Source organism: Chryseobacterium sp. KMC2, from assembly GCF_016756935.1.
Lineage (GTDB): Bacteria > Bacteroidota > Bacteroidia > Flavobacteriales > Weeksellaceae > Chryseobacterium > Chryseobacterium rhizosphaerae.
In genome coordinates this window covers 58,543-78,949 of sequence record NZ_JAESIT010000007.1, presented here as the reverse complement: position 1 = coordinate 78,949, position 20,407 = coordinate 58,543, and the positions used below count along the sequence as shown (strand labels likewise).

At 36.5% G+C, this 20,407-nt stretch carries 23 protein-coding genes; 12 read left to right on the top strand and 11 right to left on the bottom strand.

Going from position 1 to position 20,407, the window contains the following annotated elements; genetic code table 11:
• The first annotated feature begins 1 nt into the window (after position 1).
• The 7 genes from JML65_RS09990 to JML65_RS09960 all read left to right on the top strand — a co-directional run bounded on the left by JML65_RS09990 (position 2) and on the right by JML65_RS09960 (position 5,568).
• The gene (locus JML65_RS09990; RefSeq protein ID WP_202270742.1) at positions 2 to 763 is read left to right on the top strand and encodes a hypothetical protein; all 762 of its coding nucleotides are present in this window, start codon (positions 2 to 4) and stop codon (positions 761 to 763) included.
• A 4-nt stretch (positions 764 to 767) separates the two neighbouring features.
• Complete coding sequence (locus JML65_RS09985) at positions 768 to 1,544, top strand: hypothetical protein (RefSeq protein WP_202270740.1); 777 nt, start codon at positions 768 to 770, stop codon at positions 1,542 to 1,544.
• Positions 1,545 to 1,804: 260 nt separating this feature from the next.
• On the top strand, positions 1,805 to 2,650 hold the full coding sequence (locus JML65_RS09980) for a hypothetical protein (RefSeq protein WP_202270738.1): 846 nt from the start codon (positions 1,805 to 1,807) through the stop codon (positions 2,648 to 2,650).
• Between the two features lie 180 nt (positions 2,651 to 2,830).
• Positions 2,831 to 3,697 carry a helix-turn-helix domain-containing protein gene (locus JML65_RS09975; protein WP_084084586.1) on the top strand — a complete coding sequence of 289 codons (867 nt, stop codon included), beginning with the start codon at positions 2,831 to 2,833 and terminating at the stop codon, positions 3,695 to 3,697.
• 94 nt (positions 3,698 to 3,791) lie between these two features.
• The gene (locus JML65_RS09970; RefSeq protein ID WP_202270737.1) at positions 3,792 to 4,616 is read left to right on the top strand and encodes a helix-turn-helix domain-containing protein; all 825 of its coding nucleotides are present in this window, start codon (positions 3,792 to 3,794) and stop codon (positions 4,614 to 4,616) included.
• Positions 4,617 to 4,788: 172 nt separating this feature from the next.
• A complete protein-coding gene (locus tag JML65_RS09965) occupies positions 4,789 to 5,226 on the top strand; it encodes a transposase (protein ID WP_084084582.1) in 438 nt (145 codons plus the stop codon).
• Between the two features lie 27 nt (positions 5,227 to 5,253).
• Positions 5,254 to 5,568 carry a transposase gene (locus JML65_RS09960; protein ID WP_084084580.1) on the top strand — a complete coding sequence of 105 codons (315 nt, stop codon included), beginning with the start codon at positions 5,254 to 5,256 and terminating at the stop codon, positions 5,566 to 5,568.
• 123 nt (positions 5,569 to 5,691) lie between these two features.
• Here the strand turns inward: JML65_RS09960 and JML65_RS09955 are convergent, their stop codons facing one another.
• Positions 5,692 to 6,516, bottom strand: coding sequence for a helix-turn-helix domain-containing protein (locus JML65_RS09955; protein ID WP_202270735.1), 825 nt, complete (start codon positions 6,514 to 6,516; stop codon positions 5,692 to 5,694).
• A gap of 409 nt (positions 6,517 to 6,925) precedes the next feature.
• Here JML65_RS09955 and JML65_RS09950 point away from each other — a divergent pair, with 409 nt between their 5' ends.
• Positions 6,926 to 7,756: a helix-turn-helix domain-containing protein gene (locus tag JML65_RS09950; RefSeq protein ID WP_202270734.1), complete on the top strand. Its 831-nt coding sequence runs from the start codon at positions 6,926 to 6,928 to the stop codon at positions 7,754 to 7,756.
• Positions 7,757 to 8,887: 1,131 nt separating this feature from the next.
• On the opposite strand, the gene JML65_RS24115 is transcribed toward JML65_RS09950, so the two are convergent.
• Both JML65_RS24115 and JML65_RS24110 read right to left on the bottom strand, forming a co-directional pair.
• Positions 8,888 to 9,034 (bottom strand): bacteriocin-like protein, encoded by a 147-nt coding sequence (locus JML65_RS24115; protein ID WP_410493777.1) that lies wholly within the window; start codon positions 9,032 to 9,034, stop codon positions 8,888 to 8,890.
• Between the two features lie 31 nt (positions 9,035 to 9,065).
• Positions 9,066 to 9,209: a bacteriocin-like protein gene (locus tag JML65_RS24110; RefSeq protein WP_157845090.1), complete on the bottom strand. Its 144-nt coding sequence runs from the start codon at positions 9,207 to 9,209 to the stop codon at positions 9,066 to 9,068.
• 283 nt (positions 9,210 to 9,492) lie between these two features.
• Here JML65_RS24110 and JML65_RS09945 point away from each other — a divergent pair, with 283 nt between their 5' ends.
• The 3 genes from JML65_RS09945 to JML65_RS09935 all read left to right on the top strand — a co-directional run bounded on the left by JML65_RS09945 (position 9,493) and on the right by JML65_RS09935 (position 11,430).
• Positions 9,493 to 10,359 (top strand): alpha/beta fold hydrolase, encoded by an 867-nt coding sequence (locus tag JML65_RS09945; protein ID WP_237390834.1) that lies wholly within the window; start codon positions 9,493 to 9,495, stop codon positions 10,357 to 10,359.
• Between the two features lie 62 nt (positions 10,360 to 10,421).
• Positions 10,422 to 11,015, top strand: coding sequence for a dihydrofolate reductase family protein (locus JML65_RS09940; protein ID WP_202270732.1), 594 nt, complete (start codon positions 10,422 to 10,424; stop codon positions 11,013 to 11,015).
• A gap of 49 nt (positions 11,016 to 11,064) precedes the next feature.
• Positions 11,065 to 11,430, top strand: coding sequence for a VOC family protein (locus JML65_RS09935; protein ID WP_202270730.1), 366 nt, complete (start codon positions 11,065 to 11,067; stop codon positions 11,428 to 11,430).
• 130 nt (positions 11,431 to 11,560) lie between these two features.
• On the opposite strand, the gene JML65_RS09930 is transcribed toward JML65_RS09935, so the two are convergent.
• Positions 11,561 to 12,538 (bottom strand): alpha/beta fold hydrolase, encoded by a 978-nt coding sequence (locus JML65_RS09930; RefSeq protein WP_202270728.1) that lies wholly within the window; start codon positions 12,536 to 12,538, stop codon positions 11,561 to 11,563.
• 93 nt (positions 12,539 to 12,631) lie between these two features.
• Here JML65_RS09930 and JML65_RS09925 point away from each other — a divergent pair, with 93 nt between their 5' ends.
• A complete protein-coding gene (locus JML65_RS09925; RefSeq protein WP_202270726.1) occupies positions 12,632 to 13,495 on the top strand; it encodes a LysR family transcriptional regulator in 864 nt (287 codons plus the stop codon).
• A 136-nt stretch (positions 13,496 to 13,631) separates the two neighbouring features.
• On the opposite strand, the gene JML65_RS09920 is transcribed toward JML65_RS09925, so the two are convergent.
• The 7 genes from JML65_RS09920 to JML65_RS09890 form a co-directional block, all read right to left on the bottom strand.
• Positions 13,632 to 14,435: an SDR family oxidoreductase gene (locus tag JML65_RS09920; protein ID WP_202270725.1), complete on the bottom strand. Its 804-nt coding sequence runs from the start codon at positions 14,433 to 14,435 to the stop codon at positions 13,632 to 13,634.
• A 77-nt stretch (positions 14,436 to 14,512) separates the two neighbouring features.
• A complete protein-coding gene (locus tag JML65_RS09915; protein WP_202270877.1) occupies positions 14,513 to 15,070 on the bottom strand; it encodes a Crp/Fnr family transcriptional regulator in 558 nt (185 codons plus the stop codon).
• Positions 15,071 to 15,505: 435 nt separating this feature from the next.
• Complete coding sequence (locus JML65_RS09910; protein WP_202270723.1) at positions 15,506 to 16,450, bottom strand: MBL fold metallo-hydrolase; 945 nt, start codon at positions 16,448 to 16,450, stop codon at positions 15,506 to 15,508.
• A 172-nt stretch (positions 16,451 to 16,622) separates the two neighbouring features.
• Complete coding sequence (locus tag JML65_RS09905) at positions 16,623 to 17,210, bottom strand: ferritin-like domain-containing protein (RefSeq protein ID WP_202270721.1); 588 nt, start codon at positions 17,208 to 17,210, stop codon at positions 16,623 to 16,625.
• A gap of 193 nt (positions 17,211 to 17,403) precedes the next feature.
• The gene (locus JML65_RS09900) at positions 17,404 to 18,528 is read right to left on the bottom strand and encodes an agmatine/peptidylarginine deiminase (protein WP_202270720.1); all 1,125 of its coding nucleotides are present in this window, start codon (positions 18,526 to 18,528) and stop codon (positions 17,404 to 17,406) included.
• A gap of 69 nt (positions 18,529 to 18,597) precedes the next feature.
• Complete coding sequence (locus tag JML65_RS09895; protein ID WP_202270718.1) at positions 18,598 to 19,422, bottom strand: GyrI-like domain-containing protein; 825 nt, start codon at positions 19,420 to 19,422, stop codon at positions 18,598 to 18,600.
• A gap of 147 nt (positions 19,423 to 19,569) precedes the next feature.
• Positions 19,570 to 20,388: a helix-turn-helix domain-containing protein gene (locus tag JML65_RS09890; RefSeq protein ID WP_202270716.1), complete on the bottom strand. Its 819-nt coding sequence runs from the start codon at positions 20,386 to 20,388 to the stop codon at positions 19,570 to 19,572.
• Positions 20,389 to 20,407: the final 19 nt, after the last annotated feature.

Sequence of the window (20,407 nt, the reverse complement as noted above, 5' to 3'; positions counted from 1 at the left end):
TGTGACAAAGAAAATAATACATATACTTTTTAGCCTTTTGGTAAGTCAGGGGTATGCACAAATGGTTATTGGCTCAGATCAAACCTCTGAAGCTGCTGTTTTGAAACTGGATATGGGAAATAAAGCATTGAAGATCCCGGTTCTGACAATTTCTGGAAAAGGGGATGTACAGATTCCGGTACAGGATCCTGCAAGGGGACTGTTGATGTATAATGCGCAACAGAATATTTCAGATAATCTGGATGATGAAGTTTCTTATTGGGGAAATGGCAATCAGTATTATTCTCTTACTACAGCACAAGGAATAGAGGATGTGATCAATGATAGTCATATTCCTTTGATGATTTTCAGTACGACAGTAGGACAGAAAAATAATATTCCCTGTGGTGCAGGAGCATGCTCAGGCTGGGCCTGGACTCCCTTTAACCCAACACCAGCAGAAATTCTTATTGATTCTTATACAGCATGGAATACGGGAAATAATACCTACACGATCCCGGCTACCAATACTTATGTAATTGAATACAATACCAATATTTCAAATAATTCAAACGGAGACGGTACATCTTCCCAAAATATTTACAGAAATGGCAGCGGAATCAATAATGCTTCAGGAAGGTATATTACATCTACCAATCGGGCATATACTACAGTGATGATGGTTCAGGAATTTACAAAAGGAGATGTGCTGGACTTTAAATACGTCTACACCCAAAACAATTACCGGCTGCAAACCGGAACAGTTAACATTTATAAATACTAATACAATGAAAAATAAATTATTCAATGCCTGCTCCTTAATCATGCCCCTTTGGGTATTAAGCCAGGTGGGCATCGGGACCTCCACTCCTGCACAGGGAAGCGTACTGGATGTGGTAAGTGATGATAAAGGGATGTTGATTCCCCGCTTACAGCTCAATGGGATTAATGATATAACCACTGTTTCCGTTACGGGCGATGATGTGGGAATTGTGGTATATAACCTTGAAGATGCGGGGCAAAACCCGTCCAATGTGCTTAAAGATACTTACTATCTATGGAATGGATCCGAATGGGAGGATATGAGTACCTTAAATTATTCCAGAGATGTGATCAGGGATAATAATGTGTCTACAACGCTTTTTGTTGGTCGCCCGGCTGCCACTGTTACGGCAAATGCTTCTACTGCGTATACGGCATGGACGAATGTTAATTTTGCTAATGAATCACTCGATAGTCAGAATATGCATGATGCGGGTACATTTACCATTCCTGAAGCAGGTTTGTATGCCTTTTCAGGAGGAATCAATATTGCCCGATCCGATAATTCAGGAGCCAATAAATATTTTGGAGGAAGAATTTTACTGAACGGAACTGCAGTAGCCACGTCAATGTTTGGAACATCAGGAGGAGGGAGTGGTGGATTTATTCCGTTATATTGGAATGCCTGGCTGAATACGGGGGATATTGTACAAGTACAGTACAGAATGCGTGATTCTACTGCTACAGGTACTTTTACATTGAATGTAGCAAGTAATATAAGTGTTATTAAAAATTCAAATTAGAATACACCAGAGTAAATGTTAGTAAATTGTTTGAGTTATCTTTTGGCAGGCCTTTATGAGTAAGGTCTGCTTTTTATATGTGAAAATTGATAAGTAGTAGTATTCAAATGATAAACATTGTTATAATTTGAATAAATTGATGAATAATATGTATAATAAATAAAAAAGAATGACTCCCTAATTTTGCAGAGAAAGACTTAATCCTCATTTGGAATTCACGAAAAGGATATTTCAAGTACTTACATCTTAAACAAAATCTTATGCAAAATCTTAAAAAAATACGACTTACTTCATTGCTTTTTTTCATCTTTTTAACTGCCGTGAAAGCTCAGATTGGTATAAATACAGTGTCTCCCAAGGCTACACTGGATGTAACGGCTACAGCAGATGATATACAGAAAACAGATGGTATCATTGCCCCAAAACTGACAGGGGATCAGCTTAAAGCTAAAGATGCTCTATATGGATCAGCACAGGATGGAGTTATTATTTATGTTACCAATCCTCTTCAGCCAAATAATACAAGCTCCAGAACTGTCAATGTTCTGGAAAAAGGATATTATAATTTTGATGCTTCCCGGGGAACAAATGGAGAATGGGTCCGATTATTTCACCGTTATTCTCAAACACTCGCAGGAGGAGCAACGGGAAGTGCAAATGGAGGAGGGGCTGTGACTATCAACTCTGCGAATGCTTCGAATGGGACCGCTACGTTAGTGAGTAGAAGTTTTACATTAACCCGCCCGGGTCTTGTTAGCTTTACTTTTTCAATACCTATTACCAATGTTGCACTGGCTAATGGTTCAGCTCTGAATGGTGGAATTTCAAAATTACTGGCCGCGAATATGTTCATTACCGGAGGCTCTTTAAATAATTATTTGATAGTAAGAGATGGAATTTCCATTGCCAATGCTAATTCAGGAGCTTATACAAACAGCGGGTATCAGGTCAATGGAAGCCGTACGCTTTTATTGGGAGCCGGGACGTATACTGTTACATTGAACCCTCTTGTTTTTGCTCAGGATTCCGGAGGAATAAGAGCTACTTTTGGAGATAACGGGTATGCAGACACAGTGCTTGATATTATAAATTTTCCGGTACCATAATCCTTGGTAAGACAAGTTAAATAGTTCAGTTTTAAGTTTGGAACCGGAACCGGAAGTTGAAACAGCTTATTCCATTGATAATCTCTGATATTTCCATTGATTAAGGAGCTCTCATATACTAAAGCGTCCTTCTCCAAAATTAAATTTCTTTTTAGTCTAATCATTTTTTTACCTGTTTTTATGATTGAAAAAATAAGTCCTCAATCTACTGATTTGGATAAATTTCAATACGATTTTAATGCTTACAATGAGGTTAAATATCACGAATTAAAAGATGACATCTTGCTTTCTAAAGATATATCACATGATTTTTTTTCCATTTTTTTATTTGAAAAAGTTGAAGGTAATCATACAATAGAAGGTAGAGAGTTTCCATTACAAGACTTTCAAATGCATCTTGTTTTTCCTGGCCAGATTCATAAATGTGAATACGAAAGATGCACCAAAGCGTATCGGTTTATTGTCTCAAAACAAATACTTAATATGTTTGGAAATTATCTGATGTTTCCTTTTTCATTTTATAAAAAACATCCCAGTTTTGAGCTTTCTTCAGAAGTATTTTATAAACTGCTTTATGAATTTCAATGTATTTATTGTGAGCTCCAGAGAAATGAAAATGTCTGGGAAATTGTATTACAGAGAATACGGGTCATTACTCTGATGATCAGTAAAGAAGCCTGCAGGCTTTTCTTTATAGATGATGAAAATGCAGCTACCAAAAGACTGGCAGATTTTTTCAAATTGGTCATAGAGCACTTCAGAACGGAAAAAAATGTAAAATTTTATGCAGACAGGATGTCGCTAAGTCCTAATTACCTTAATATCATTTGTAAAAGGTATTTTGATAAGACCGCTTCATCAATCATCAATAATGAATTGATTCTTGAAATTAAAATGCAGCTAATCAATTCTAATAAATCAATAAAAGAGATTGCCTTCGATCTTGGATTTAAAGATCTATCTGGTTTCTCAGGCTTTTTTAGCAACAATACAGGCATGTCTCCCCGCGATTTTTTGATAAAATATAACAGAAGCGGAATCAATTAATTTTTTAAATCAGGCTTTTCCGGAGAAGAAAATTGACTGTGTTGAGAGATACGGCCGATAGAATAATGACCTTATATTACTTAATGCTTTTAGGATGAAACACTTATTGGGGAAAAACAATAGAAACAATGACATTATATATGTTGAATGTACTGATAAAGATATTTACAAAATAGAAATGATCATGAAAGATGATTCATTGTCTCTTTTTTTATTTGAAAAAGGAAAAGGAGTTCATGTAATAGGAGAAAAAGAATATTCTGTTGAGGCAAGGCAGGTTCATATTGTATTTCCCGGTCAGGTGCAACAGCTTAGGCTTCCAGAATCATCCCTTTTTCACCTTATTCTCATCTCTAAACATAGGTATGCAGAAATTACAGGAGGGATACAGATTCCGTCAGTGGTATGTCAGAAATACCCTGTCATCAATATTTCTCAGGAAACGTTTAGTCTGCTGACAAGAGAATGTAGAGATATTGCCTTCGAGATCATTGAGCACTCTTGTGTGATGCAATATATCGTTGATACCAAAACTAAAATTATTTTACAAAGCATCAGCAGGGAGATACGGAGAACTTCCGGAGATTTACAAATTTATGATCAGCATCCGGTGTTGTTTATGTTTATCGTATTAATACGGAAACATTTTAAAGATGAAAGGACCGTGAATTTTTATGCAGGAAATTTAGGTATAACAGCCAATTATCTCAATGTATTGTGTAAAAAACATTTAAAGCAAACAGCATCTGCAGTTATAGATAAGGTAATTATACCTATGATTAAGAAAGATATCATGACTTCAGATGACTTGTTGGTTAATATAGCTTACGATTATAGCTTTCAGAATTATGTTCATTTTTCCAGATATTTTAAAAAATATGTAGGCCTGTCTCCAATGGCCTACAGAAAGAAGACGTAAAGGGTTACAGGATATACAAAGGAGAGAGTAGCTTGTTCCAAATCCCTTCTTGTTATAAAATCAGAAACCGATTGAATGATATCTGCTATCTAAAGACATCTTATAATGCTACTTTTGAAATTGTACTGTGAAAATATAGCCAGAATATACTAACTCCAGAATCTTTCATAATATGAATTTTAAGGACATCCATATTGGACAATTAATCAAACTAAGAATAGAAGAGTCAGGTCTTAACGAAGACAGAATCGTTAATTTTTTTAAACTTCCGCTGGCAGAAATTGAAGCCATGTATGAGAAGCAGGATATCTCCGTTGAACATTTACTGAGATGGTGCAAAATCCTTGAATATGATTTTTTCAGGTTGTATTCTCATCATCTTATTTTGTATTCTCCACTTTCGAAAAATATAAAATCAAATACAACTAATGCTTTGCCGGTCTTTAGAAAAAATATCTACAGCCAGGAACTGATCAGCTTTATTTTAGAACAGATTGAAAGTGGAGAAATGACCGGAAATCAGGTGGTTAAAGAATATGGGATTCCAAAATCAACGTTATCGCGATGGAATTTTAAATATTCTGAGAATAAACTGGATTCTGAGTCCTAAGTTTTTTTAACAGACAATACGTGAACAATGAAAAACATAAAAGAACCTGACTATAAAAGAATTTATTCAGATCTCATTAAAAAGAAACTCCCATACAAGGAAGAATACTGTCGTAAAATTTTGTCGAAAAGCAAACTGGAGATTTTAGATGTGATTCATCTGAACAAAATCCTTTTTGGAAGTCATCAGGCTAACCAAAAGTATAAAGCCTATGATGAAAAGACGATCAGAGAGATTCTCACTTATCAAAAAAAGCATAACCTGAATAATCTGCAATTGGCGAAGATGTTTTCCTTAAGTCGGAATACGGTTACCAGGTGGAGAAAGACCATATTAATTTAGAATATATTCTCTTTACATGCACCGAAGATCGTTTTAAGGTACCTGTTTATTCAATTGGGTTCAGGTTATTTCCCTGATATGTTGACCCTAGTGTAAAGACTAATTAGGTCTTTGTATCCTAAACTATGCCCTATATTCTTTTGGTGAAAAATTGCTTTTCTTCTTAAAAAAAGAAGAGAAGGCTGCCATATTATCAAAACCAAGATTAAAGGTGATTGTTTTGATGGAATCCTCCGAAAATCTCAACTGTTTTTTTGCCTCCTGCATAATTTTATAATGGATCATATCCGTAGCAGTCATATTCATGTGTTTTTTACAAAGAATATTGAGATAATTAGGGGTTACAGCCAGTTTATCCGCATACCAGCTTATAGATTTATGTTCAATATAATTCTCATTGATAAGATCCCAAAACTTTTTTGTGATGGCATTAGTTCTAGGGAGCAGGTTGTCTTTAATATAACTTCCTGCTTCCCTTCTCATCATTGATGCAAGGATATCCATACGCAGCTGTAGTATTCTCTTCCATGAATCATCATGATTCAAAAATGTTACGTCTCTTTTAATACCTTCCATTTCAGCATCTACATGGGTAAACATTGTTTCTGAAAGCTTAAAAACAGGATTGAGATTATGTCTCATAAAGCTAAATTCATCTGAGCTTGAAAATGTTTCAAATATTTTCTGACCTACCACAATTTTATGGGCAACAGTTTCCGGGCCTGTAACCCAGTGGTGATGCTGTCCGGGAAATAAAAAGTGAAGTTGATTATTAGCAATGGGAAATTCACGGTCATCGATATAATGGATTCCACTTCCTTTGATAAAGAGCACCACTAAGAAGTAGGTACATTTGGTAGTCTTATTATAGTTATCGGTACCGCGGATCTGCTTATAGGCTACAGCATCATCCGCCAGTTTAGCGGGCGTTGGGTTGGTTTCGTCCATAGTGTAGGTTTAGTACTTAAATTTATTACTTATAAATAATAATTGTGCCAATTATCTATCATTATTTTTTTGAAAATTTCATATATATTAAATTTCTTACCCTGTTTATATAACCATACTTCAGAAATAATCAATATATCGATTTGTAACAAGCATAGGTTTTAGCCTACCTTGGTGTGCCCACTTTTTTAACTTCTAAAATTTTCCTGTATTTCTAACATACTTTAGTTTATGAGTTAAAAAGAGTACGTTCAATACTTTTTGTAATATGATTCTGGCAGGTTGATTATATCATCACCTGTTTATGATATTAAAACATTCAATTGCTTTCGGTTTTTATTGTTTTTTTTATCATAATTATTAAAGGGTATGGATGTTGAATTGATAAAATGAAATAAAAATGTACCGAATGAACAATAAGTTTATTGAGAAGGATTTTGAGTTTGAGGCTCAGATTAAAGATCATATTGCATATTTTCCTTTAGCTGGTGAAAGTGAGATTTCTGGTTTTAGAGCACCGGATAGTTATGTTTTTATATTTTTTGAGAAAGCTTTCGGGAGCCATTTTATTGATTTCGTCGAGTACGAAGAAAAAGACAATCAGGTTCATATCTCATTTCCCGGGCAACTTCATTCCTGGAAAACAGAAAAAGGAGCTAAGGGCCATAAGCTGATTTTATCCAAAGAGTTTATAGAGATGAAGCTATACAATTCAAGATTTTCATCGTTACTTCTCAATAAATTTCCAGTCCTTGATATTCCGGTAAAGATCAGCAAAAAGCTGTCACGTGAGTTTAAAATGATCCAGGAAGAGTTTGGAGAAGAGCCTGTCAACTGGGATGTAATAAGCTCGAGGGTAAAAATTATATTCTCATTGATTAATAAGTGTATCGATGAAGCAGAACAGGATGCCCTCGTGATGAACAGAAGGAGCCCGATTATCTTAAATTTTATTGAATTGATTGAGGTCAATTTTACTGAATCAAAAGCAGTAGCGTACTATGCAGATAAACTGGCTGTAACCCCTAATTATCTCAATATTCTTACAAAAAGTACACTGGGAGTTACTGCCAAGGAACTTATTGATGCAAGAATAGTGCTGGAAGCCAAGCGGCTTCTAAAGGGTTCTGACCAGACGGTCAAAGAGATTGCTTTTAATCTGGGCTTCTATAGTATTGCATCATTTTCTTCATATCTTCAGGGGAAAACGGGGCTGTATCCCACCAAGTTTCGCGAATAAGAGTATCATGATAAAGTCATCTGACTCTGGTTTTAGGTGATGGAGTATTTCCTATATGACCTCTTCTAAGTTGCCTGATATACTTTCTAGTCATATATATTAGCATATATAGTGTGACAGGAATTAAAATACTGGTTATTTTCTTTGAATCTCATTGTTGGAATATAAAAAAGCGGCTTAAAAAGCCGCTTTCCATTTGTGTTTTAGCAAAACAGAATTTCAATTCTGTTCGCCTTGAAGAGGGAAAGGTATTGTGTTTTAATCCTGTTTTTTCCAGTATGACCATTTATTTCCATTACATACCGCAAGTCTTCAGTAAAAGAGGTTGTTTAATTCTAAGCATTCCTTACAGTTTGATTTTTACGATGCAAAGGTATCTGATATGAAAAGGATTGGGCTTATATAAATTATTTGCATGTTTAGTGTAATTATAAATAAAGGTTTTAACAGTATTTATAAAGGAATCAGAAAGTTAATCAATATACAAAAGCTGAGGTTTAGTGTAAGAGGTGGAATCCGGGTATATTCTACGTGTTTTGTGCTTGAAAATTTCACTGATCAGCCTTTTGAGAAAATAGATAATGGGATTGGACTGTGGGAGAGAATTTCAAAAACCAAAAAAAGCCGGCTTAAAAAAGTAGAAATGAATATGGAATGGCCGGCTATTTTTTTGGCCCTCATAATAATATATTGAAAAAGTGATGCTAATGTATCAATTATACTTCGCACTGGTGTTGATTGAATGTATTCAGAAACTTTAATGAATTATAACTGAAGGTCTTTTATCCCATTTGAACCTATTCCAAATATATGTTTTTACTCCCATGAATAGTATTTGCAAATAATGAAATAGTTCTAATAATCTTATAGCGTAAGACTCATCTTATTTTTACAGACCGGATTCAGTTACATTTACTGGTTTCCGGTTAGTCACATTATTTCATAAGTTGAAGCCGGCATCTACATGTCGGCTTTGTGGGTATCTATTTACCAAATTGATAGTAGGGGTACTTTAAATATAAAAAGTAGTAGAAAGTATCCTATGAGGAAACTTTTATAGGTTTTGATTCTTCACAAAGAAGCCTTAGAATCTCTGATCCTAAGGCTTCCAGTATTGATAACTTTTTAGTTTTAACTTAATATATCACAAGGTGCTATACAAATCACCCATGGACATCTTTTTATTCCCGGTGGTGGACAGCATGCTTCGGAACAACCCGATGCTCCACCATTAATACTTTTTAACTGATCTCTTGAAATTTTCTTACAATTTTTCATGATAAAGTCATTAACTGGGTTCAACGTAAAACTAAGGCTGGTTTCCACCACCACATCCGTCATATGGCATACATTGCCACTTTCCGCCGATTAAGCATATTTGACCACCTGGGCAGTTAATTCCCCCTTTAATTGATTTCATTTCCTGTCTTTGGATTTTTTTTAAATTTTTCATAATATTAAGCTTATTTGTAATTCGAAATTAATCAATTTTTATTAACTGAAGTGAAATTATTCTGAATTTTTTATCTTTATTGAGTTTGTGATAGTGGTGTTTTGTCTTAAAATTTTGTTAATTAAATAATCCGAAGAGGCCTGGATACGTGTAGAAATACCTGTTTAAACGGAATACAAAAAATGATTGCAGCAGGATAAAATCTTGTCTTGTGGCAAGTGAGTTTTCCCAGGTACTTGGTAATTTTGAATAAGAGTTTTTTGATTAACCTAAACATCATATTATGAAAAATTTATTTAAGTTTCTTACACCCTTGCTCATTGTGCTCTTCATGATGCTGACAGTATCAGAATTTTACGGGCAAAAGCTAACTCCATCTGGTAGCGGTTATGTACCCGTTAACAATACCAAAGTATATTATGAAGTGTATGGTGAAGGTAAGCCTATTGTATTATTACATGGTGCTTTTATGACCATTGATATGAATTGGGGACAGCTGATCCCGGAGCTGTCGAAGACCCGTAAAGTAATAGCCCTTGAATTGCAGGGACATGGGCATACACCGTTTTCAGACAGGAAATTAGCGCATACTACTTTAGCCGGCGATGTAGCCAAGGTTATGGACTATCTTAAAATTGAAAAGGCCGATGTTCTAGGCTATAGTTTTGGTGGAGCCGTGGCTTACCAGTTTGCCATACAGAGCCCTGAAAGAGTAAATAAACTGGTGATCATCTCTGCTACCTATAAAAGTACTGGTTGGCTTCCTGAAGTAAGGAATGCTTTTAAGGCGATGAAACCGGATCTTTTTATGAACAGCCCTATGCAGGAAGCTTATAATGCTGTAGCTCCAGATAAAACAAAATGGACAAAATTTCTGGAGCAAATGATAGCATCTGCCGGACAGCCATTTGATTTGGGGGATTCCAATATTTCAAAAATTTCTGCCCCCGTTTTAATCATATCCGGTGATAATGATGGCCTGGATAAAACGGAGCTGGCAAAAACCTATACATTACTGGGTGGAGGTGTCTCCGCTGATATGGCTCCCATGCCGAAATCTCAGCTGGCAATTGTTCCGGGACAGGGACATGTCAGCCTGATGATGCAGACTGCAACGATCCTCAGTTATCTGAACGGTTTTTTAAAATAACTTAAGACGCTACATAGTAAATTTAGATGACAGATTTTATCGTAATTCATAAATAGATCAATATGAGAAAAATAACCGTTTTATCAATGATTACACTGGATGGTGTAATGCAGGGACCCGGCGGTCCTGAAGAAGATGTATCCGGAGACTTCAAATATGGTGGCTGGACAGTATCTTATGGTGATGAACTTTTTGGGCGGATCATGCATGAAGAAATGAAGCCGGCTGATTATCTTTTGGGAAGAAAGACATTTGATATTTTTTCATCGTACTGGCCGGATCATGCTAAATTTTGGCCGGCTATCAATGAGGGAACAAAATATGTACTGTCCCAAACTATGGAACAGTCGGATTGGAAGCATACCGTTTTTCTCAGGAATTTGACGGACATACAGAATCTTAAACAGTCTGAAGGTGCTGATATTCAGGTTTGGGGGAGTAGTGAGCTTATTCATTTGTTGCTGAAGCACGACCTTGTGGATGAACTTCGGCTTAAAATTTATCCGTTGATTCTTGGCGAAGGAAAAAGACTGTTTGACCACAATGCAGTTCCGGCAGCCTTTATCCTGGCAGAGAGTCATATGACCTCAAAAGGAGTAATCATTGCTCATTATAAACGAGCCGGTGAGGTTATAACAGGTAATATTGAAATCTAGGTAAGCTTATCTATTGAATTATATTGTACAATTACTGAAAACGTATACTATGGAAACAAAATTTGAAGCAGGAATTAATATAGCCATAAAAATTCCCAAAAGTAAATATGAAAAAACAGTTGCTTTTTACAGAGACATTTTGAAGTTGGAGGTCGAAGAAAAACCCATTGATAATCCCACTGTGTCCAGAACACACGAAGTGAAATTTGGCAACAATATAATATGGTTAGATTGCGTGGATAACTACACGCACTCTGAAACCTGGTTACAGCTTACCGTTCCTAACGTGGAAGAGGCAACGGAATATCTGCGGTCAAACGGTGTGGAAACCTGTGACGAAATTGAGGAACTTCCTGAAAATATGCATTGGATTACCGATCCTGCAGGTACAGTGTTTAATATACAACAAACATAATAACAATACATGCCAATTTCAGGCTAATGGGAGTTGGCATCTTAGAACTTTTTACAGCATATTCGGGGTAGAGACCCTTACAAAAAAGCAGAGATCAAATGATTTCTGCTTTTTTTGGAATCTTATTGATTTATTCAGGTACTGTCTCCATAAATTTGAGTATTTCCTCTCCGATTTCTTCAGCGTTAGTTTCCAGTGCGAAGTGTCCGGTGTCATAAAACGTAAGCTTGGCATTCGGTATATCTTTTTTATAAGCTTCAGCTCCTGCCGGTAAAAAGTACGGATCTTTGTTTCCCCATACCAATAGCATTTTGGGTTGGTGTTTCCTGAAATACTCGTGGAATTTAGGATATAAGGCTACATTCGTTCTGTAATCTTTCATTAAATCCAGCTGTATCTCTATATTGCCGGGTCTGTCAAGGAATTTCTGGTCCAGCGTGTAGGTTTCCGGAGCTATTAAAGATGGATCAGATACACCATGATGGTACTGAAACTTTGTCACTTCTTTAGATACAAAGCCTTTCAGTGCAGTCCGGTTGGCTTCCGATGGGTCCTTCCAGTATTTTTGGATCGGATTCCATTCATTGCTTAAACCTTCTTCGTAAGCATTTCCATTTTGCGAAATGATACCCGTAATCTTTTCCGGATTATTCATTGCCAGGCGTAAGCCTACCGGTGCACCATAGTCAAAGATATAAATAGCAAACTGTTTCATTTCCATGGTATCAACAAACGCCTGTATGGTGGCAGTAAGATTGTCGAATGTATAACTGAACTGTGTATGATCCGGAGCATCCGAATAGCCGAATCCAGGTAAATCGGGAGCTATTACGTGATAATTTTTGCTGAGCACAGGAATCAGATTCCTGAACATATGAGATGAGGTAGGGTAGCCGTGCAGTAAAAGTATAGTAGGCGCCTGTGAAGGGCCTGCTTCTCTGTAAAATAAGTTTAATCCATTTACTTTAACGTTGCGATAGTGGATGGAATGGTCTTTCATACTGTGATTATTTAAATTTAATTTTTGATTGGATTGTGCCAGCGTCACATTGTTTACGGATAAACCAAGTGACAAACCTGCAATTACCTGTTTATATATTCTTTTCATTTATTTTTTTGAACATTCAAAATTAATACGGATATTTGATTATTAAAAACGATTAGTTTTGATTATTGCAATCACTTTTTATGATGAATTGAGATGAATACAAACGATTTGAAGATATTTGAAGCTGTAGCAGAGAGTGGAAGTTTCACAAAAGCAGCTTCCATGATGTTTACCGTTCAGTCCAATGTCACAGCGAGGATAAAAAGCCTTGAGGATGAGTTTGGGGCTAAACTTTTCTCACGTACATCCCGTAAAGTAGAACTTACTTCCGAAGGGATCATCCTGATGCAGTATTGTAAACAGATTCAGCATTTGATGGAGGAAGCAAAGCGCAACATCCTAAGCAGTAGCCATGTGAATGGCAGTCTGAAAATAGGGTGTATAGAAACAACAATGGCATTAAAAGTACCTGAAATGCTCAATGCTTTTGAAGAAAAATATCCCGGTATCGAATTAGAATTTAAGTCAGATACCAGGAATTCACTAATATCCGATGTTTTGAACTATAAGCTTGATGCAGCTTTTGTCTCAGCTCCTCTTACGATCAACGGATTGGAAAAGATAAATATAAAGGAGGAACGGCTCGTTATTTTGTCATCTTCGGAAGGGCCATCGCTACAGGCCCTTATGTTAAAAGAACCATTGAAAATTATAGTTTTTGATGAGGGATGTATTTTCAGGGGGAGATTAGAATCCTGGCTAAGCCATAAAGGGATTCTTAATTACAAAAGTACTGTGCTGAATTCTATAGAAGGAATTATCAACTTCGTGGAAGCCGGCCTGGGAATCAGTTTATTGCCGGAAGAGGTGATCTCCAGCTATTATTCGGGGAGGAAAATAAAGAGCTATGGTCTGAACAGGCAATTGGGAACAATGAATACTGTACTTGTTTTTAGAAAAGACGGTCCTCAATCAAGAGCTTTACAGTGTTTTATAGATATGTACTCACCATTATGAAAAACTAGGGTGTTCAATAAAAAAAGGGATAATGAATATCCCTTTTAAAATTGTTAATCCGCTCAGAAGTGTGAAAAAAGAATAACTTCCATTCTCTTTATAAAACAATATTGTTATATTCAGATATAGGCACTTTTTACCTGAAAAATCGTTTTTGCATACTGTCAATTACCGCATCAATTCCATCTTTTCTTAACCATGTGTACTCTGTTGAGGCGAGATCACCAGCTGTATAATGCAATTGTTTTTTACCATCTGTAGCCGCTTCATACACTATGTTTGCAATACTTTCGGGAGTGTCACGCTGGGCGGCAGCATCTCCTCTCATCGCAGTAATATATTCATCGAAAACCTCCTGATACGCTTCATGGGTAACCATTTGTGCATTACTACCAAAATTGGTCTGCATATAAGCGGGGAGTATGGTTTTGATCCCTATACCCAGTCCGTTTAATTCATAACTCATTCCTTCTGTCCATGTTTCCAATGCTGATTTTGTTGCCACATAAACAGCAACAAATGGATAAGGAATGTTTGCGGTAGAAGATGTTACCGTAATAATGGTTCCATTTTTTCTGGTTCTGAAATAAGGAAGGAATGCTTTTGTAACAAGGATTGTTCCTAAAAAGTTGGTATTGATTTGCTGGGCCAGCTGTTCATCGGTAGTTCCTTCAAAAGCACCCATAAGTCCATAAGCCGCATTGTTAAACAGTACATCTACCGGGCTTATTTCCTCTGCTTCAGACGCTGCCTGAACAATTTGTCTGGCATTGCTGATATCTAATTTCAAAAGATGGACGTTGGATAGCTGCGTAAGTTCTGTTTCTTTTTCGGGGTGTCGCATCGCAGCAATTACAGTCCAGCCTTTTGAGGCAAATAATTGGGCGGCTGCTTTTCCTAATCCCGAAGAAGCTCCTGTAATGAAAATTGTTTTGTTCATTTTTAAATTTTTACAATTGATACTGCAAAAATGCATCGTTAAAAAATGAACCTGTTTACCATTTGGTAAAAAGCAGCTTACCGTATATTTTTTCTTATTCTGCTTAACGATTGTTGTGTAATTCCCAAATAAGAAGCGATGTATGAAAGGGGAATACGGTTGACAAGTGTTGGATATTTTTCCATGAATTCCAGATAGCGTGTGGTGGCATCTTGTGATACTAAGGGGCTTACCCTTTCAAGTTTTTGAGCCAGCGATTTATTAGTAATTTTCTGAACAATATTTTCCCAGTCCATGATGGTGTCGGAGATTTCTTTCCAGTCAGAATTGGAAAATACAAGAAGCTTACAATGTGTTGCTGCCTGAATATATTCCGTAGAAGGTACATTTTTGAGGTTAAACAGCAAATGCTTTTCTTCTATGAAAATTTTGGTGATTTCTTCCCCTTTATTGTTGTAATAGCAAATACGGAATATGCCGTCAGTAATAAAACCGACCTGTCTCAAAACCTTACCCGCTTCTGCAAAATATTCGTCTTTGTTAAGTTCTATTTCTTTTGCTTTACTTGTAATCAGATCTATTTGCTGTTGGTTCAGGTTACCAAACAGCAGTACGTATTCTATAAACTCTTCCATTACTATAAAATTAGCAATAATTGCTTTGTGATGAATTACCATTTGGTAAAAAGTATTTTTTAAACCCTTGGACTATCGGATAAAGTACCTGAAATCTCAGAGATAGCATCTGTAATTTTTGATTAAAAAGATCATGTACTGCTGATGTGGTTTTCTAACGCAAAGCTTTAGCTTCATTATCCATATTTTCGTGGGGTAAAGGATAGAACCAACGAAGTTGATTCGTCAAAACGTATGGATAAGCATACATCTTCATCAGCGATAAAGTCGCGTCACTTTGCCGGCTTAAAATAAAGCAGAATTATTCATAAGCTTTGCGTTCATCTTTTTAATCAAAAAATAATTTCAAACTGACCTATTGAGTACTCTCTTTATGTATACGAACATGAGTTATAAAAAAAGATGAGACAGGATAGTCTCATCTTTAATAAATTGTTAGGGTAAATTAATTTTTTTGCCCTGTTCGGGGAAGATATAATTTACTTTTAACGGATTGTTTTTCAGTAATTCTGCTTTAATAATTTCAGGATTGTCTTTTGTCGGCTTTCTGTGGGTAACTACAATATTTAAACCTTCCAGATTCTTTTGTCCTGTTTTTTCTTTCAGTTTCTGCAGTTCTTCCAACAGCAGATTAGGAGTGAGGTGGCCAAACAGAAGGTTTTCAGGTTGGCTGTTTGGGAAAGAAACTTCTATTAATATCGTGTTTAACTGTCTTTTTCTTATAAGTGGGGCTACATTGTTCCAAAGCTTATTGAGCTGATCAGATTTTTCCACCCGATCGGCACCGGTATCCCCTAAATAAAGCAGATAATGGTCGTCTTTTCTGACCAGTGCGGCACTGCTTTTATAAGGATTGACATGGCTTAGTTCATATGCCGTTATAAAAAGAGGTGTTTTCTGTACTGCGATTTCTTTTCCCTCCTGAAGTTCATTATAATGGTATTTTCCAAGCATAGGTTTTTGGCCCTGATCTGCAAAATTAATCCAGGTATCTGTGATAAAATAATGATTTTGCAGAATTTGAATAACCGGAGTTATAGCAAAAATATCCTTTTTTGCATCAGCCGGAGAATTGATAATAAGACCTGATAAATGATCCAAATGACCGTGTGAGATAAAATATCCTTTTATTTGGTTTTTTAGAACGGTCTCTTCCGGTCCGTTAAGGCTTTTCAATTGAATTGCCTTCCGTATTCCTGTATTTATTGTTCCTGCATCAAGGGATAGGAACGTACTGTCTTTCGGTGCTCCCACTAAATAAGCTGATAGGTTATCTTCTTGCTCTCCACCATATATACCTAATGGAATAAGGTCAAAGTTTTGAGCCTGGCAGGCCATATGCATCAAGAAGGCCAGTAAAGAAAATGCTGTTTTTTTCATGTAATCTAAAGCTAAGAATCTACCTTTTACGGTAGGATAGGGCAAATTTACATTATTTTTTGGCGATTATATCCCTTATTACATTCATAAAACTACTCTTATGAAGCTGAGATAAAAACGAAAAGAGATCTATAACAGACCTCTTTTCATCATATTTTAAACAGCGCATCGGCTATAAAGCTTTAGTATTAAGCCTTGTATCTGCTACTTTTGTTAAAAGGGCATCGCATTTTTTTTCTTCGTTAAGGGTGGCCAGGAAATTTTTGAGACAGAAATTTTCTTTAAGAACCTTAGCATAGGCTGCCAATGTTCCGTAAGTAGCAATTTCATAATGCTCCACTTTCTGTGCTGCAGCGATAATACCGGCATCCCTTACCGATCCGGGAGCTGTTTCCTCCATAATACTTTTACCTTCATCCAAGAGCCCCTGCATGGCATCACATTTTTTTGCCGTTGCCTTTTTTTTCAGGGATTTAAAACATTCTTCCAGTCTTTTTACATGAATCTGGGTCTCCATTAAGTGATTTTCAATGGCTGTTTTAAGTCTTTTATCTGTTGCATTTTTTTGCATCTTAGGTAATGCCTTAACTAATGCTTTTTCCGCCCAATAGATGTCTTTCAGCGAATCTTCAAACAGATCTTTCAGCTCTTTGGCTGCATTCTTTTTAGCCGGAGTTTTGGCTGCTTTTTTAGCTGGTGATGATTTGCTTGCCGGTGCTTTTTTGGTGACTGTTCTTTTTGTGGTGGTTTTGGTTGCCATAATATTAGATTTAGTGTTGTTTACTGTATACCTACAATTTTAAGACCATAGGGGCTTCATAGTAGTGATTTCGAAAAAAAACGGAAAGAAGCAACAGTACTTGGGAAAAACAGATTCTTTACATTAGCTGTAATAATATTGAAAACCTGGAGATCAAATCTGACCGCCAGGTTTTTAGGATATATATGATTTTTTATTTCGGCTGCTGCTGTGTCACACAATGTACCATTCCTCCGTTGGCAAATAAATTACGACAATCAATGCCGACTACTTTTTTATCAGGATAGAGGCGCTGGATGATCTCGTTGGCTACTGCATCATTAGGATCGTTATAATTAGGTACTAATACACGGTTATTAGCGATGTAATAGTTAATATAGGAAGCACGGCCTACATTTTTTCCATAGGTGGTCATTACATCATATTGAGTCAAAGGAATCTTTACAAACTGATAAGCAGCGCCATTTTTTCCTGTAGCACCGTACAGTTGGGTAATATCACCATCGGGAACCTGCCAATAAGCCAGATCATCAGAGTTCATGGTAACAATGGTGGATGAATTGGCAAATCTAGCAAACCCGTCAATATGCATATCTGTGATGTCCAGGCCTGCTTTTCCCTGCAGCCAGATAAATTTGGTTACTCCTAAATTTTTGGTAAATATAGCTTCTGCCTGCTGTTGGGTCATTCCCGGATTCCTATTGGTATTAAGGATAGAACTCTTACAAGCCATTAATACTCCGTTTCCATCAATTTCTACACTTCCACCCTCATTAATCATTACGGAATTGAGATCAATTTTTGGAATATTGGTATCTGTGGCTATTTTAGAAGGAACTGAATTACAGTTGCTGTATTCCGCCTTATTACCCCAGCCGTTGAACCCCCAATCCTGAATAAATAAGTTTCCATTGTTATCCTTTACATAAATAGGACCGTTATCTCTTACCCAAAAGTCATCCGTTGGATACAGTTTAAAATTGACATTCGTAAGTGGAACGCCTGCATTGGTCAGTAATGCTGTGATACGCTGTTTTTCTGTATTATCATACGCTATAATATGGACTTTTTCGCTCTGTACCAACTCCTTGGTCATGGCTACCCACGTTGGATCCAGGCGCTTGCGGTAGGTGGCACCATATTGATATTCATGTGGCCATTGAAGCCAGGTTCCTTCATGTGGAGCTGATTCTTCAGGCATTTTATAAACAACAGTGCCTGCTGGATCAGCCGTACCCGGATTATCTGTTACATCTGTTTGTGTACAGGAGAATAAAAGAACGGGTAATAATAAGAATGGGATTTTCTTTGTTTGCATAATGAATCTGTTTTTGATAGGGCAAAATTAGATCGATTGATGCTTTCAAAGTTGTCCGAAATTGACAACTTACTTCAGAGGTAAAAAAATATAAGTGAGCTGTTCTTCCTGATTATCTGTATGATCAGCATGTCTTTCATATTTTTCTATAATAGGGGTATGAGAAAATTCGAGACCGGAATTGAAAATCCAGCGGGAATAGATTTTCGTGTAAGTTTCATCTATCGTTTCATAGCTTCCCATATGGGTAAAACGGGCATATTGGCCCCCGAATATCTTTTTTGAAGGCAATTTTTTATTTTGAGCCTGCATGCTGGCACAGGCATCATAGCGACAGTTTATCTCAGTTTTGATCAAGGGTTCATCTGCAATAACCCCGAAATACTCAGTGCCGGAAACAGGAAATTCATTTTGTGTAAATTTTTCCCATAATACCTCAATCTCCTCATTGTTGTAATAAGTTGGGGTACTTTGATAATATACGGGTATTGATTTTAGGTATACAATTTCAGGCTCCAGCAATATATCGGATGTTACAGGAATCAGATCCGGTCCGCAAAGGAGCTTTTCCCTGCTCAGTTTTGCTGCTTTAGGGGAAATGCCAAAATGCTGTTTGAAAGCCTTCGAAAACGAGGCTATATTGGCAAATCCTACTTCAATACCAATGGCCGTCAGACTTTCCTGGGTATAAAGGATGCGTTTATAGGCATTTTCCACTTTCAGCCTTTGCTGAAAAGCCCCTATGGTTTCTCCGCAACTGTATTTGAAAATACGCTGTATATTTCTGTAAGAGTAGTGGGATACATCTTCCAGATCTTTTACAGAGATCTGCTGATCGTAATTGTTCTCCATAAAATGAATGACCCTGTAAATACAGTTTAAATTGTCTTCCATAAACAAGGGTTTTTATTTTCTACATTTTATTAATCCAATTTTTTGAAGATTCAGTTCATCTTTATATTTATACTGCTCATTTAGATTCTTCATTTTTGTTGATGATGCAATTTGCTTTCAAATATAAGTAATAGATAGGATCCGTCTTTATTTTTTTAGCTTTTGGGCCTGAACTGTACTGGGAGAATACCCGAATTGTTTTTTAAATGCAAAAGAAAAATGGGAAAGGTTTTCAAACCCCAATTCCAGATAAATATCAGAGACGGGCTTATCTTGTTGTGAAAGTAAAATATGCGCCTCCTTCAGTCTCCGAAGCTGTAACCATTGTCTTGGTGGTATCCCAAAACTCTTTTGAAAATCCCTTTTAAAAGTAGATAGGCTTCTTCCTGTTAAATAAGCAAAGCGTTCAATCTTGGCATTAAAATGGAAATTTTTATCCATAAATGATTTAATATCAATTTTATAAGGTTCTGAAAAGTCAAACAGGACATCTTTAAGATCCGGATCATAAGCGAGCATCAGAATTAATGCTTCCTTTTGTTTCAGGCGAATAAGCTCTGCTGAGGTGGAGGTACTCAATAATTCTTCGTAGGGAAGAAGAGAGCGCATAAAAGTGAGCAATGGCTGGCTGTCCGGTTTTATAAATGTGGAGATATTTTCTTTTTTCTCTACCGAATATCCATATTCTCTGCTGAAATCCTGTAATACAGCATCGTCAAAATATAGAGTTACCGTTTTAATCTCCCCATTTTTGGGTGGATATTTTGCAAATTTTAAAAGACGGTTTTTACGTGCAGAATAAAGTTCTCCTTCTTTAAAGACGGTTTTTGTACTTCCATCATCCAGTTCCATTTCACCGGAAAGGACTAACCCCAGACTGTGAATTTGTGTGAACTGTTCTCCTTCCCGGAATTCTGAAAAGTGACAGGAGTAATTAACAGGCCAAACTGCTTTCTGATCATTCATGGCTTAAAGGTAATTTTCT